Genomic DNA, 14512 nt, shown 5'->3' on the forward strand with positions numbered 1-14512 from the left:
CGGTGCTGAGGGCTCGGTTCGCGGTGGTCAGTTCTTGGCGGCCGGAATCCAGCTCGCCGTTGCGGCATCGCTCTTCTGGAAGGCCGGGAACTTCTTCTGCAGATCCTCGATCGTGCCGATGGAGTTCCTGGTGAGATCGTCGCGGGTAATCAGCGTCGGCTTCAGCAGCACCGACTGGCCCGGGAACTGGCCGGCGATATCCAGCGAAACGGCGCGGACGGACACTTCGCCCACGACCGCAGCATTGGTGGCCGCCGTTGCGACCCAGGCACTGTCCGGCTCGATCATCAGCTGGATGTCGGCGGTGGAGGTATCGACGCCGTAGATCTTCACCTTGCTTGCAACGCCAAGCTCGTCGATGGCGAGCTTCACGCCCTTGGCAAACTCGTCCCAGGGGGTAAAGATCACGGAAATATCCGGGTTGGCGCGCAGCACGGCCTTGGTCTGGTCGGCGACAGAGGCCGGAACGGTATCGTTGACCACGCCCCAGACGGCCTTTTCCTTCAGGTTATGCTTGGCGACATAATCCTTCCAGACGGCATAGCGACGGTCAAGCGGCGCAAAGCCGGCCACGTAGACGGCACCGCCGGTAAAGCCATCGCCCTTGTCCTTGATCGCCTGATCGAGAACGAGCGTCGCCATGTCCTTGTCGCTCTGCTCGATCTGGGCAATCTTGGGATTGTCGAGGTTGACGTCATAGGCGACGACCTTGATGCCCTTGTCGAGCGCCTTCTGGGCGACGTCCTTCAGCACTTCGGGACGGCCATTGTTGATGATGATGCCATCGACGCCGAGATTGATGGCCTGCTCGACCAGATTGCGCTGCGTCTCGTTGTCGTTGCGCGCCTGCGAGACGGTCAGCTTTACGCCGAGCGCATCGGCCTGACGCTTCACGCCGGCTTCGAAAGCCTGCAGCCAGTCGCCGCTGCCGAGGAAGCTGACGACGGCAATGTTCACCTGACGCTTGTCGAAAGGCGCCGGCGCACCGGCAATGCCCGCCGCCATGGCTGCCTGGGCGAGGAAGCTTCCGCCGATCACGGCGGCGGCAAAAGTCTTGATCAGTCTGTTCATGGATGTCCCCATAGCTGTGAAAAGGAATGTGTTTACGTGCGGGCGCGGCTGAAGCCGTAAGTGAGCGCCAGGGCCCCGACGAGCACGGCGCCCTTGATGAAATCCTGCGTGTAATAGGGCGCGTTCAGCATGGTGAGCCCGTTGAGAAGCACGCCGACGAAGACCGCGCCGACCGTGGTACCGAGCACGTTCGGGCGCTTGAGGCTCAAAACCGCAAAGCCGATCAGCGAGGCGGCCACTGAATCCATCAGAAGCGACGCGCCCGACGAGACATCGCCGCGCCCGACACGGGCGGCGACGATGATACCGCCCAGCGCCGCCAGGGTTCCGGAGAGGACATAGGCAATGGTGCGGATGCGGGCCGTGTTGCCGCCGGCCAGCCGGGTCGCGATCTCGTTGCCACCGGTCGCAAACAGAAGGCGGCCAAACCGCGTGTGTTCCGTGAGCACGTAAAGGGCAATGGCCACCAGAACCATCAGGATGACCGGCAGCGGCACCGTTCCGAACAGGCTGGAGCGGCCGATCAGCAGGAAGGCCGGATCATATTTGCCGGTGGCCGTCGTCCCATCCGGCAGGATCAGGCCGACGGAGATGGAGCGTCCGGCCGTCGGGATGAGTTGCAGGCCGGTCAGCAGGAACATGGTCGCAAGGGTCGCCAGCAGATCCGGCACCTTCAGTTTGACGATCAGGAAGGCGTTGACGAGCCCGACCAGTGCGCCGAAGGCCAGCACCAGCGGCACGGTCTGCCAGGCGGAAAAGCCGAGTACGATCATCGCATAGCTGGCCGCCATGACGCTGGAGGCCGCCACCGCGCCGACCGAGAGATCGAAGCCGCCGATCGCCAGCGTCACCGTGACGCCGGCGCCGATGATCGCCACGACGGAGACGGCCTGCAGCACGCTCATCAGATTGTTGAGCGTCAGAAAGGCCGGCTGTGCCGCGGTGAACAGCACGAACAGAGCCGCGAGCAGCAGGAAAACAGCACCGCGGCGGACGATATCCTTCAACACGTCGCCCGTGAATCGATGATAGGAGGCCGCGACGGCCTCACCCTGGCTGATCTCGCTCATGCATGTTCCTCCAGCAGTGCAGGCGCACTGCCTTGATGTTCCGGTCTGAGGCTATGGTGGTCCATCACCAGAACCCGATCCGCGACCTCGAGGGCCTCCTCGGTATCGGATGTGGCAATCAGGGTGGCGCGGCTGCGGTCGGCACGGATGGCGGCGATGATGTCCTGGCGCGCGCCGACATCCACCCCCTGGAAAGGCTCGTCCAGCAGCAGGAGACGGCTTGGCTCCGCTTCCCAGCGCGCCAGAACCACCTTCTGCTGGTTGCCGCCCGAGAGCGCCCAGATGGATTGTCCCGGCGATTGCGCCTTGATGCCGAGGCGAGAGATGGCCTTGCCGGCTTCCCGCGTCTCCCGGCCGGACAGCATCAAGCCCTTTGGATACCAGCGCGGCAGGTGCGGCAGGCTGATGGTGGCCGCGATCGTCTCTCCCGGCCAGTCGCGCGGCATCAGGGAGGAGCGATGCCGGTCCTCGGCGGCCATCACGACGCCCGCGGCAATCGCGTCGGCCGGATCGCGCGGCGCATAGGCGCGCCCATCCAGCACTACCTCGCCGCCGGCAAGATGATGCGTGCCAAACAGCGCGGACAACAGGCGGCTCTTGCCGGCCCCGAGCACGCCGGTAATGGCGACAACCTCGCCTTCCCGCACCTGAAGGTCGAAGGGTTGGGCACGCCGATGCAGTTGCACCGCCCGCAGCTCCAGCACGACCCGGCCGCGTGAAGCCCTCGCTTGTGGACGTGCCGCGTTGAGCGGCCTGCCGATCATCGCCGCAATCGCCTCATCGAAATCGATCGGTCGCGTGAAGGTGGCCACATCCCTGCCGCCGCGCAGTACGACGGCGCGGTCGGCCAGTGCCGCGATGTCGGCCGTCCGGTGCGAGATGTAGAGAACCGAAATCCCCCTTGCTTTCAGGCCAAGGACGGTCTGATACAGGCGGCCTGCCTCTTCCGTCGAAAGGCTGGCGGTCGGTTCGTCAAGGATCAGCAGCTGCGCCTTCATGGAGAGAGCGCGGGCAATCGCGATCAACTGCCGGTCCGCAGGCCCGAGTTCCGAAAACCGGCGCTCAAGCGGCAGATCGAAACCCGCCTCGCTGAGGATCGTTGCGGCGGTCCGGCGAACACTGCGGCGCGTGAGGAAGAAGGGTTGGCGGCCATCGACGAAATGGTTGAGCAGCAGCGCATCCGCAACCGTCAGATCCGGGATGCCGACCAGATCCGTCGACTGATGCACGGTGACGACGCCGAGAGCCGCGGCCGCTGCCGGTGTCTGCGGCGCATAAGCCCGTCCGTTCATGCGGATCGATCCGCTGTCTGACGTCTGGACGCCGGACAGGATCTTCACCAGCGTCGACTTGCCGGCGCCGTTCGCCCCCATCAGCGCGACGATTTCGCCCCGCCCGATGCCTAGAGACGCCCCGGCCAAGGCCCGGGTGGAGCCGAAGGATCGGTGAATATTTTCGATCTCGATAAGAGACATGGCGCGGCCTGTGATTGATGCGTGCTGAGTGGTAATCGCAACAGGCTTACGTTCAAGAACGCGACTTGCCTGCCAAAGCGAAACTGTAGAAAAGATTTCTCATTTCAGACGCTTGCCCGTTTTCGTCGCGCGTAATGCCGGCGCTCGCGCAACCACAGCAAGCCATGACTTGACGATAGCCAGATTTTCTCCTGAGCCATCGGCTTCTGAGCAAGAAAACCCGCCTTGCCTCACCAAGACGCAACAATCCGCACTCATTAATCTATAAAAACTATGGATTAATAGGAGCGCCGCTGAGGATAGAGCGGCATAGCCGGTTTTCGCGTCTCGATCGGGCATGTCCCCAGACAGACGCCTCACAAGGGATCGTTCCATGACATCGCTTTTCCACGCATTGAAGTCCCCTGCGGGCGCTGCACTCGCGCTTCTGGCAGCGTCACCGGTCATGGCGGCCGGATTGACCGGGGCGCCCGCGCCGTTCGACAAGGGGGGCGTAAAGATCGCGCTCATCAGCTACATTTCCGCCGGCGACTTCTTCCAGGCCTACCAGGCCGGGGCGCAGTCGCAGGCCAAGGCGCTGGGCGTCGATCTCCAGATTTTCCCCGGCCGGCAGAATGCGGCCGAGCAGCGGGAACAGATCCTGCAGGCAATCAATCTGGGCGCCAAGGCGATCGTGATCGACCACGGACAGCCGGAAGCGCTCTCCGACGTGGTGCAGCAGGCGCTCGACAAGGGCATCAAGGTGGTGGCCTTTGACGTCAACCTCAACAATCCAAAAATCCCGCAGATCGAACAGAGCGACCACAGGCTGGCGGAACTGGCTCTGCAGCAGGCGCTGAAGGATAATGGTACCAGCTTCAAGGCCGGTTACGTCTATGTCGCGGGCTTTGCGCCGCTCGACCGCCGTAACGAGATCTGGGAAAAGGTGAAGGCGGAAAACAAGGGTATTACAGAGACGGCGCGCTTCGGCACTGTCAGCGATACGACGGCGACCGCCACCGCCGATCAGGCAAAGGCCGTCTTCCGCGCCAATCCCGACATCACGGTGGTCTTTGCGCCCTATGACGAATTTGCCCGCGGTGTGAAGCTGGCCGTCAACGATCTCGGCATCGCCGACAAGGTGAAGATCTATTCCGCCGACATCTCGACGGCCGATATCCAGGAAATCACCGAAAAGGGCAGCCCCTGGGTCGCGACCGCCGCCACCAATCCGGCCGTGGTGGGCGCCGTCTCCATCCGGGCTGCCGCCCTTCAACTCGCCGGCGAAAACGTGCCGCACCAGATCGTCGTCGATCCCGTTCTCGTGACGCAGAAGGATCTTCGTGAAGCGGGCGTCAACACCATCGAGGAACTGGCGAAGAAGATCCCCGCCTTTTCAACCAGTACGGCGGTGACCGCCAGCTGGATTCCGTCTGCTGCGTTCTGAGCCGATCCTCCCCGGCACGAGCGCACACGACGGCGGGGGCGGAGACTGGATCATTCCGCCCTCGCCGTCCGGATCACGCCTCCGGATGAGGTCGCGGGGGTTACACCGCGCGCGTTCCAAAATGTTTGTGCAGATCACTCCCCGGCAGCGCACTGAGCGTCATCAGCAGCCAGCGCAGGCCGCTATCGCCTCACGACGTGCCGGCTGCACGATGATCGCAAACCTGCCCTCGATCATCTGCCCTGGCGTCAGCATTCCAAATCCATGACGGATTGCATTTTCCGGGTCGCCGAGAACCCCGGCTCGGTGGGAGACCGGCTCGATGCAGATATAGTCCTTCATCCGGTGGACAGACAGATGTGGCACCCCCTCAAGGGCTTTCACTTCAACCTCCCACCCTGTTGCCATGTCTATTCTGGCGGTCTGCCACCCGGCGAGATGGATGGTATAGGCCGTGGCGGCCGGCAGCGCGCCCGGGGGCCGCGGGATTGCATCTGAAGCTGTCGGAAGGTCTTTGCCATCAAGGGGAAAGGCAAGAGACGCATCCGTTTCCGCTCTTTGGTCCGTAGCGGCCCGGAAATAGGGATGCCAGCCGAGCCCACCCGGCATGTTGCCCTGACCATTGTTGCGCAGACGCAAGGTGACCAGGAGCCGATCCGGGGCGATCGCAAAATGCTGCTGCGCAGTAAAATCGAAAGGCCAGTCCGCATCGGCTTGATGTGCCAGTTCCAGCGACAGGCTGTCGGCACTGTGCTCTACGGCGGTCCACGGCCGTCGATGGGCGGGGCCATGGATAGCGTCCGGCGCCAGGGCCGGATGTGGCGCAATCCGATATTCACATCCCTCAAACGCAACAACACCATCGATCACGCGGTTATGGAAGGGAAACAGGGGATAGGCCCCTGCCTTTGGCCAGTCGAACGGAGCAAAACTCCGGGTGTCCATCGGCACGACAACGTCACCGATAGCCGGATGCACCAGACGGCTCATGCGTCCCCCTGCGCCTGGACGAAAGGCTGCCACAAAGCCGCCTGCTCCGATCTCCAGATCCGCGGGCCCCTGCGCATCAGGCAAAGGCATAGGAACCGTCGGGCCGCTTCGGCACGCGTCGCTGCCAATGGACGTAGCCATCGTCCTGCATCGCCTTTTCGTCCATCTCGACGCCCCAGCCCGCACGCTCAGGCCTCAACTCAAGATAGCCATCCTTCGGCAGGTAGGGATCCACGACGTAGCGGGTCTCGTCCTCGCGGCTTTCCACCTGCGTGCCGCCATAGACGTAACACTGGCCTCTGGGCAGGCGGTATTCGAGAATGCGGAAGTTCTGCGTCGCCGCAGCAAAGTGAACGTTGACCGCCGTGGCCAGCGGCCCCATCGGGTTGTGCGGGGCCATGCTGACGAAATGCGCCTCCGCCAGAACGGCGATCTTGCGCATTTCCGAAATTCCGCCCACGACGCAGATATCCGGCTGAATCCAGTCGGCGCCCTTCACCTGCAGCAGGCGCAGGAATTCGAAGCGGCTGTAGAGGGATTCCCCCGTGGCGAGCGTGCAGTTGAGCCCCTGTTTCAGGTCGCCCCAGGCCTCGATGTTTTCCGGCCGGAGCGGTTCCTCGAAGAACAGCGGGTCATAGGCTGCCAGCGCATTGCCGAGCTGGCGTGCGGCTGCCGGCTCGAAAATCTTGGCATGGGCATCGAAGGCGATCTCGTAATCCGCGCGCACGGTTTCCCGAAGGGAGCGGAAATAGTCGGCCGAGGAGCGGATGACCTCGCCCCAGCGATGGGTGTGGATGTCGATACGCCAGGGGCTGAGCTTGAAGGCGGTGAAGCCCCATTCCTCGTTCAGGCGGTCGAACTCGTCTCTCGCTGCCGGTGCATCCGGCGCCGTGTAAACGCCTGCATAAACGCGGATCCTGTCGCGTACCGCGCCACCCAGCAGCTTGTAGACCGGCACGTTAACGGCCTTCGCCGCCAGATCCCAGAGGCAGTGGTCGATGGCGGAGATGGCAGCAAGTCCCAGAGCGCCCGGCGGAAAGCGGCATTGCTGGATGAGCAGGTTGACGAGGTATTCCACCCGCGCCGGGTCCTGCCCGGCAACAAAGCCGTAGAGGTAGTCGAGCAGCGGCGGCAGCGCGAGATCCGGGCCGTGATTGTAGCATTCGCCCCAACCGGTCAGGCCATCATCGGTGTCGAGGGCAACGATCACGCGCGGACGATCCTTGTCGCGCGTGACGTAGACCCGCATGCGGTCAATCTTCATGTCCCTGCCTCATGCACTGAAATAGGTGCGGCGCTGCAGGCGTGTCTGAACATAGAGACGTTCGCCATAGGTGCCGGGATTGTAGGAATTGGCGCTCTCCTGCACGGGCACGGAGAGATTGCCCTCGCTCGGGAAGCGCGCCACGAACTCTTCATCGATATCGCAGCCGAGACCGGGCGCATCCGGAACGGTCAGGAAGCCATCGCGCTGCACGGGGTGCGGCACGATGGTGTGCGGTCGCCCTTCCCAGTCGTCATCGATCCGCTCGAGGATCAGCGCATTCGGAATGGAGGCCAGCACGTGCAGGGCAGCATATTCCGCGACGGGACCAAGCGAGCCGGAATGCGGCGCCATCTGGATGTGATGGGCCTCCGCCATGGCGGCGATCTTCTTCATCTGCGTGATACCACCGGCTCTGCCCGTATCCGGCTGGATGACATCCACCAGTTCCTGTTCGATCAACTGGCGTTCGCCGAAGATGGTTGCGGTGCGTTCGCCCGACGCCAGCGGAATGTGGGCGGCATCGCGGATGCGGCGGTAACCCTCCACATTGTCGGGGGCGATCGGGTCTTCCACCCACAGCAGTTCGTAAGGTTCAAGAGCACGTACCAGACGGCAGGCGTCAGCGGGCGTCATCCACGGCGGGCCGTGCAGGTCGATGGCAATGTCGATCTCGTCCCCCACGGCCTCGCGGAGTGCGGCAACCTTCCTGACCGGATTGGACACGCCGCCGCACTTGATGGCCTTGATGCCGCGCGCCTTGACGGCCAGTGCCCGCTCCGGTGTATTCGCATGCGAATAGATCGGGATACGGTCGCGCACCTTGCCGCCGAGCAGCATCCAGACAGGCACGCCGAGCGCCTTGCCCTTGATGTCCCAGAGCGCCATGTCGATGCCAGTCATGGCACCGGCCCCCACCGTGCCGAGCATGCCATGCCCCATCATGGCGATCGCCATCTTCTGCCAGAGTTTTTCGATATGGGCGGGATCCTCGCCGATCAAGAGGGGCGCCAGGTCCTTGATGGCGGTTTCGATGACGCGCGGCCAGCCGGAGCACTCACCGATCCCGGTGACCCCCTCGTCCGTTTCGATCTTGAGAAACAGCCAGTTGCGGGTGCCCTCCAGCTTGTGCTGGGTGATGTGGGATGTGTGACCGTCAGATGCCCATTTGGAGGGATCCGGCTGACCGGCATGCATGAGAAAGGTGCGGATCGCAGTAATCTTCATCGGGCGGAACTCCCATTTCTGACAGGGGTGGGTTCGGTGTAGCGGAAACGGCGGGAGCGATCCCGATCGCGCGGATCGGGCCTCGGAATGGCGGAGAGAAGCGCCTGGGTATAGGGATGATCGGGTGCATTGCAGACCTTGTCCGCATCGCCGACTTCCACGATCTTGCCGCGATACATCACGCCGACGCGGTCGCACATGTAGCGGATGACACCGATATCGTGGCTGATGAAGATGTAGGCGAGCCCCAGTTCGTCCTGCAGTTTCATCAGGAGATCGAGCACCTGGAAGCGCACCGAGACATCCAGCGCGGAAGTTGCCTCATCGGCAACGATGATGCGAGGGCTGAGCGTGATCGCGCGGGCAATGCCGATGCGCTGGCGCTGACCGCCGGAAAAGGCATGGGGGTACCGTTCGCGCCCGCGCGGATCAAGCCCCACCTGTTCCATCAGATGGCTGACCCGCTCGTCCAGTTCCTTGCCCCTGGCAATGCCGTTCACCAGCAGCGGCTCGCCGATGACCTGGGCAACCGTCATGCGCGGATTGAGCGAACCGAACGGATCCTGGAACACCATGCGCAGTTCCCGGCGCGCCTCCTTCAGGGCCGCACCTTCGATCCGCGCCAGATCGACCACGCCGCCATCGGCCTTGCGATAGAGCATCTCGCCGGCCGTCGGATCATAAAGCCGCATGATGGCGCGGCCCATGGTGGTCTTGCCGGAGCCGCTTTCGCCGACGATGCCGAGCGTCTCGCCGGGCAGCAGCGAGATCGAGACATCGTCCAGAGCCTTCAGGCTGCCGAAGTGCTGCGAAAGGTTGCGCACCTCAAGGATCGGTTGGGCTGTTCGGTCCAAGGGCGCGCGGGCAAGCCGGATCTCCGCCTTCTGCTCCAGCTTCAGCACCGAGCCGATCAGCATCTTCGTGTAATCGTCCTGCGGCGCGTGGAAAATCTGCTCGACCGGACCGTATTCCCTGGCCACGCCGTGATGCATCACCAGCACGTCGTCGGCGATCTGCGCGACCACCCCCATGTCATGGGTAATGAACAGCACGGCCATGCCCGTCTGCTTCTGAAGCCTTGCAATCAGGTCGAGGATTTCCGCCTGCGTCGTCACGTCGAGCGCCGTCGTGGGCTCGTCGGCAATGAGAAGCTTCGGCTTGCAGGCAAGCGCCATGGCGATCATCGCACGCTGGCGCATGCCGCCGGAATACTGGAAGGCGTAGCGATCGATGGCCTGTTCGGGATTGGGTATTTCCACCTGCCGCAGCAGGTTGATTGCCTCGGCGCGCGCTTCTGCCTTCGTCATCTTCATGTGCAGGCGAAGGGCCTCGGTGATCTGGTCACCGACCGTATGAACCGGAGAGAGAGATGACATCGGCTCCTGGAAGATCATGGCGATGTCGCGTCCACGCACGGCGCGAATGGCCTTGCTGCGGGGATGGAGCTTCGCAAGGTCGACGGACAGACCGTCGGCTGTGTTGAGCATGATCGACCCGGAAGCGATCCGGCCGGGTGCATCGACAATCTGCAGGATGGAGCGCGCCGTCACCGATTTACCAGAGCCGCTTTCCCCAACCACGCAGAGCGTCCTGCCGGCGTCGATCGAGAAAGAAAGGTCATTCACCGCCCGGAATACACCGGTTCTGATTGGAAATTCGGTAACGAGGTTGCGTACTTCGAGCAGGGGTTTGCGGGCCGGCATCGGGAGTATATCGGACATCATCCGGCCCTCACTTGTTGTAGGGATCGGCTGCATCGCGCAGACCGTCGCCGAGCAGATTGAGCGCCATGACGGCGACGACGACCGCCAGTCCCGGCATGAACAGCCAGGGGGCCGTGGCAATCGAGCGGATATTCTGCGCCTCGCGAAGCAAGACCCCCCAGGAAATGGTCGGCGGCTGCAGGCCAAGGCCGAGGAAGGACAGCGACGTCTCGGCCAGGATCATCGCCGGAACAGCAAGCGTGACGGAGGCGATGATGTGGCTGGAAAAGCTCGGCAGCATGTGGCGGAAGATGATGCGGCCCTCCGAGACGCCGTCGAGACGGGCGGCCGCCACGAATTCTTCCGTGCGCAGCGACAGGAAACGGCCACGCACCACGCGGGCAAGCTGTGCCCAGCCCGTGAGCGACAGGATGATGGTGATCATCATGTATTGCAGTGTCGCCGGCCAGCCCTGCGGAAGTGCTGCCGCCATGGCCAGCCAGATCGGAATGGTTGGCAAAGACAGCACGAAATCGATGATGCGCTGCATGACGAAATCGAGGCGCCCGCCATAATAGCCGGAGATGCCGCCGAGGATGATGCCGAGCATCAGCGAGATGAACACGCCGACCAGACCGATCGACAGCGAGATCTGTGCCCCCTGAATCACGCGGCTGTAGACATCGCGCCCCAGTCGGTCGGCGCCGAACAGGTAGATCGGCTGGCGCGGATCGGACGAGGCAAACAGGTGAATGCTGGTGTTGAACAACCCCAGAACCGAATAGTCGTACCCTCGTCCCAGCAGGCTGATCGGCACCTTGCGGCTCCGGTCTTCTGCAAAGATCGCGGCGAGCGTCTGCGGATCGCGCGTCAGCTTCAGGGGATGGAAATAGGGACCGATCGAAAAGCCGTTGCTGGTATCGATCAGATGGATCGGTTGCGGCGGATGGAACGTCGCTCTGGCGTTCTGCTGGTTCGGGTCGTTGACGGCGAAAAAGCCGGGAACGAGGGCCACGAGATACATGGCAACGGTGACCCAGAGTGCCACCATGGCAAGGCGGTGGCGACGAAAGGCCCACCAGATCAGCTGCCATTGCGAGGCAACGGCGGCACGATCCGGCTGGATGCTGGTAATGGCGATATCAACCATGGTCGCGTGTCCTATTCGAGCCGGATGCGCGGATCGACCAGCGCAAGAAGAATGTCGCTAATCAGCGAGCCGATCAGGGTGAGCGCGCAGATCAGCAGCACGAAGGCGCCGGCGAGATACATGTCCTGCGCCATCAGCGACTGGAGCAACAAAGGCGCGGCGGTCGGCAGGTTGAGCACGATGGCGACGACCACCGAGCCGGAGATCAGGTTCGGCAGCAGCCAGGCAATGGTGGAGATGAAGGGATTGAGCGCAATGCGCATCGGGTACTTGGTGAGCAGCCTGAATTCCGAAAGCCCCTTGGCACGGGCCGTCGTCACATAGGGCTTCGGCAACTCGTCCAGCATGTTGGCACGCATCACGCGGATCAGGCTTGCGGTGGACGAGACGGCGAGAATGATCACCGGCAGCCAGAGATGCGCGAGAAGGTCCAGCATCTTGGCGATGCTCCAGGGGGCCGCCTCGAATTCATGGGAAAACAGCCCGCCGACATCCTGCCCGAACTCGACGGCCGCGACATACATCAGCACCAGCGCCAGCAGGAAGGACGGGACGGAAAGCCCGAAAAAGCTGAAGATGGTGAAGGCATAATCGCCGATGGAGTATTTGCGCACGGCCGAGTAGACACCGATCGGCAGCGCGATCGCCCAGGTCGCAAGCAGGCTGGCGATCGCCAGCACCAGCGTCAGTGCCATGCGTTCCCAGATAAGGCCGGAGACCGGCTGCTGCCATTCGAAGGAAATGCCGAAATCGCCGCGGGTGACGATCCCCCAGATCCACTTGAAATACTGAACCAGCATCGGATCGCCGAGCCCGAAGCGCTCGCGCAGGCTGGCGGCCGTATTCTGGTCGATGATCTCGTTGGAGGCCGCCAGCGTGGCAATATAGGTCGTGACGTAATCGCCCGGCGGCAACTGGATCAGCACGAAGGCCAGGAAGCTGACGGCGAACAGGGACGGGATCATCCACAGCAGCCGCTTGGTGATGAATTTCAACATGGCATGCACTCGCAGACATCCGTCCGGTCAAACGGCTCACGGACAAAGCCCGGGCAGCCGATGAAGCGGTGTTGAATGGGGCGCCGCCCGCCTGCGGACGGCGCCGGCGTGTCAGGCTCAGCTCGTGAAGGTGAACTGCTGCGGAAGCGCAGGACCGGGGTTCGGCCAGGACCAGCTGTCCGGCTGCTTTTCGGGCACGTTGCGCAGATTGTTGCGGATCACGCCGAAGCCGCCGACGGCGAGGCAGACGCCGATGGTTTCGAACTCGTCTGCGGTGATATCGAAGAGCTGCTTCATGATGGCGCCGCGCTTGTCGAGATCGGCCGTGGAGCGGGCCTCGTCGAACAGCTTGAAGCGCTTCTTCTGGCTTTCCGGCGGCTCCTCGCCCTTGGCGCCGTTGGAGGTGTACCACAGCGTCCACGGAATGGCGTAGCGGCTGCCCTGCGGGTGAAAGGCGAAGAAATCGCGCGGATCGAGCATCGGATCGAGCCCGCCCGGACCGGGCCATACGGCGGCGTCGTGCGCGTTATCATCGCCGCGCGTATAGTAGAGGGCACGCTCGATGGTGTTGACCTTTACGTCAACGCCGATATTCGCCCAGTGCGACTTCACCAGTTCCAGCGTATCCACGAGGTCGGGATAGAGCGTCGGGATCACGTCGATGGCGAAGAAGACCGGCTGGCCATCGGGACGCAGGCGAATGCCGTTCGCGCCCTTCTTGTCAAAGCCCGCCTTGTCCAGCAGGGCATTGGCCTTGTCCGGAGCGAACTCGGTAAACTGCCGTGCCAGCTTCTCGTGATACCAGGGATGGCTGGGGCGCGGTCCCGCCTGATAGGGCTCGCTTTGCCCGAAATAGACGATATCGATGATTTCCTGCCGGTTGATGCCGAGCGAAAGCGCCTGCCGGAATGATTTGTCGGCGAACATCTTGCGTATCGCCGCGTCCTTGTGGGTGATGTTCAGGTAGATCTGGCACTGCTGCGCAGCGGATGGCACCAGCGACAGCAGCCGGTAACCGCCCTTCTGCATGTTCTGCGACAGGGTCGGCTTGTTGGCCAGCACGCTGATATGGCGCTCCTGGATATCGATCTTGCCGGAAATCACGTTCAGCATCAGCGATTCGACATCCTGGCTGATCCCGAAGTTCAGCTCGTCGATATAGGGCAACTGGTTGCCTTCGGTGTCGACCTGCCAGAAATACGGATTGCGGGTCATCACCACGCGCGTCGCGCCACCGGAATAGGGCTCCTTGACAACCCAGGGATCGAGCACCGGCTTTTCTGGATTGGACCAGCGCGACGGGATTTCGATGTCGCCGCACTTGGCGCGGAAGAGCTCCGTCCAGCTGGAAACGCCGGCCGCCTTCACCTCCGCATCGAGGCTGGCATTGTATTTCGGCAGGAACTTGCTGCAGTAGTGCTTGGCAAACAGCGTCGGATGCTGGCCAAGCGGCGTCGCCAGATTTTCCAGATAAAGCGCGTTCGGCGCGGCGAAGGTGAACCTGACGGTATGGTCATCGACCTTATCGACCACCACCGCCCTGCCGGCGACCGAAAGCTGGGCAGGCGTCGCGCTGTACAATTCCTTGTTCTTCACGCAGTCCTCGATGGCGAAAACGACGTCATCGGCCGTGAAGGGATGGCCGTCAGACCATTTGACCCCTTTCAGCAGATGAAAGGTGAAGACCGTGGCGTTGTCGTTCACTTCCCATTTTTCGGCAAGGTTCGGCAGAACCTCGGTGAATTCCATGTTCCAGCGCACCAGCCCCTGATTTCCGACCATGCGCAGGATGCCGTTGTGGTCAGACGAACCGCGCAGGCCGCGGCGGAGACTGCCGCCATAAGTGCCGACCTTCTCGAACGGTTTCACGACCAACGGACTGGCCGGAAGGCGCTCGGAGAGTGGCGGCAGCTTGCCGTCCTTGACAAGAGCTGCCAGCTGCGGCGCCTCCTTTGCCGCTGCGGCAAATGCACCGCGCGGGGCAATCGAGAGGGCTGCTGCGGCCCCCATACCGGCCAGAACGCCACGGCGCGTGACGCCGCCTGCGTGTGAATCCTTTTCGTGCATCGCATTCTCCTCCCGCGATCCCTCGATAGGCCAGACGACAGGACGGCTCTCCCAAGCCATCGTCCGGCACG

Annotated in this window: 11 protein-coding genes; 1 reads left to right on the plus strand and 10 read right to left on the minus strand. The window is 63.0% G+C overall.

Going from position 1 to position 14512, the window contains the following annotated elements:
• Positions 1-27: 27 nt before the first annotated feature.
• The 3 genes from F3H95_RS10910 to F3H95_RS10920 are packed head-to-tail and all read right to left on the minus strand — an operon-like array spanning position 28 to position 3616.
• Entirely contained in the window at positions 28-1071 is a 1044-nt protein-coding gene (locus F3H95_RS10910; protein WP_142880675.1) for a substrate-binding domain-containing protein, read from the minus strand.
• A 32-nt stretch (positions 1072-1103) separates the two neighbouring features.
• Positions 1104-2141, minus strand: coding sequence for an ABC transporter permease (locus F3H95_RS10915; protein WP_149745987.1), 1038 nt, complete (start codon positions 2139-2141; stop codon positions 1104-1106).
• Positions 2138-3616 carry a sugar ABC transporter ATP-binding protein gene (locus F3H95_RS10920; RefSeq protein WP_149745988.1) on the minus strand — a complete coding sequence of 493 codons (1479 nt, stop codon included), beginning with the start codon at positions 3614-3616 and terminating at the stop codon, positions 2138-2140. Before F3H95_RS10920 ends, F3H95_RS10915 begins: the two co-directional genes overlap by 4 nt.
• Before the next feature lie 373 nt (positions 3617-3989).
• Here F3H95_RS10920 and F3H95_RS10925 point away from each other — a divergent pair, with 373 nt between their 5' ends.
• Positions 3990-5042, plus strand: coding sequence for a substrate-binding domain-containing protein (locus tag F3H95_RS10925; RefSeq protein WP_188134358.1), 1053 nt, complete (start codon positions 3990-3992; stop codon positions 5040-5042).
• A gap of 162 nt (positions 5043-5204) precedes the next feature.
• Here F3H95_RS10925 and F3H95_RS10930 read toward each other — a convergent pair whose 3' ends face one another.
• The 7 genes from F3H95_RS10930 to F3H95_RS10960 all read right to left on the minus strand — a co-directional run bounded on the left by F3H95_RS10930 (position 5205) and on the right by F3H95_RS10960 (position 14441).
• Positions 5205-6173, minus strand: coding sequence for an aldose 1-epimerase (locus tag F3H95_RS10930; RefSeq protein WP_149745989.1), 969 nt, complete (start codon positions 6171-6173; stop codon positions 5205-5207).
• Positions 6109-7296 (minus strand): galactarate dehydratase, encoded by a 1188-nt coding sequence (locus tag F3H95_RS10935; protein ID WP_149745990.1) that lies wholly within the window; start codon positions 7294-7296, stop codon positions 6109-6111. Before F3H95_RS10935 ends, F3H95_RS10930 begins: the two co-directional genes overlap by 65 nt.
• 9 nt (positions 7297-7305) lie before the next feature.
• Positions 7306-8523, minus strand: coding sequence for a mandelate racemase/muconate lactonizing enzyme family protein (locus F3H95_RS10940; RefSeq protein ID WP_143127249.1), 1218 nt, complete (start codon positions 8521-8523; stop codon positions 7306-7308).
• Positions 8520-10244: an ABC transporter ATP-binding protein gene (locus F3H95_RS10945; RefSeq protein WP_188134359.1), complete on the minus strand. Its 1725-nt coding sequence runs from the start codon at positions 10242-10244 to the stop codon at positions 8520-8522. Before F3H95_RS10945 ends, F3H95_RS10940 begins: the two co-directional genes overlap by 4 nt.
• A gap of 10 nt (positions 10245-10254) precedes the next feature.
• Positions 10255-11376: an ABC transporter permease gene (locus F3H95_RS10950; RefSeq protein WP_149745991.1), complete on the minus strand. Its 1122-nt coding sequence runs from the start codon at positions 11374-11376 to the stop codon at positions 10255-10257.
• 11 nt (positions 11377-11387) lie between these two features.
• Complete coding sequence (locus F3H95_RS10955) at positions 11388-12374, minus strand: ABC transporter permease (protein WP_149745992.1); 987 nt, start codon at positions 12372-12374, stop codon at positions 11388-11390.
• 117 nt (positions 12375-12491) lie between these two features.
• Positions 12492-14441, minus strand: a complete 1950-nt coding sequence (locus F3H95_RS10960) for an ABC transporter substrate-binding protein (RefSeq protein WP_149745993.1) — start codon at positions 14439-14441, stop codon at positions 12492-12494.
• Positions 14442-14512: the final 71 nt, after the last annotated feature.

The sequence above is a fragment of the Rhizobium sp. RU35A genome (assembly GCF_900156005.1).
Classification (GTDB): domain Bacteria; phylum Pseudomonadota; class Alphaproteobacteria; order Rhizobiales; family Rhizobiaceae; genus Neorhizobium; species Neorhizobium straminoryzae.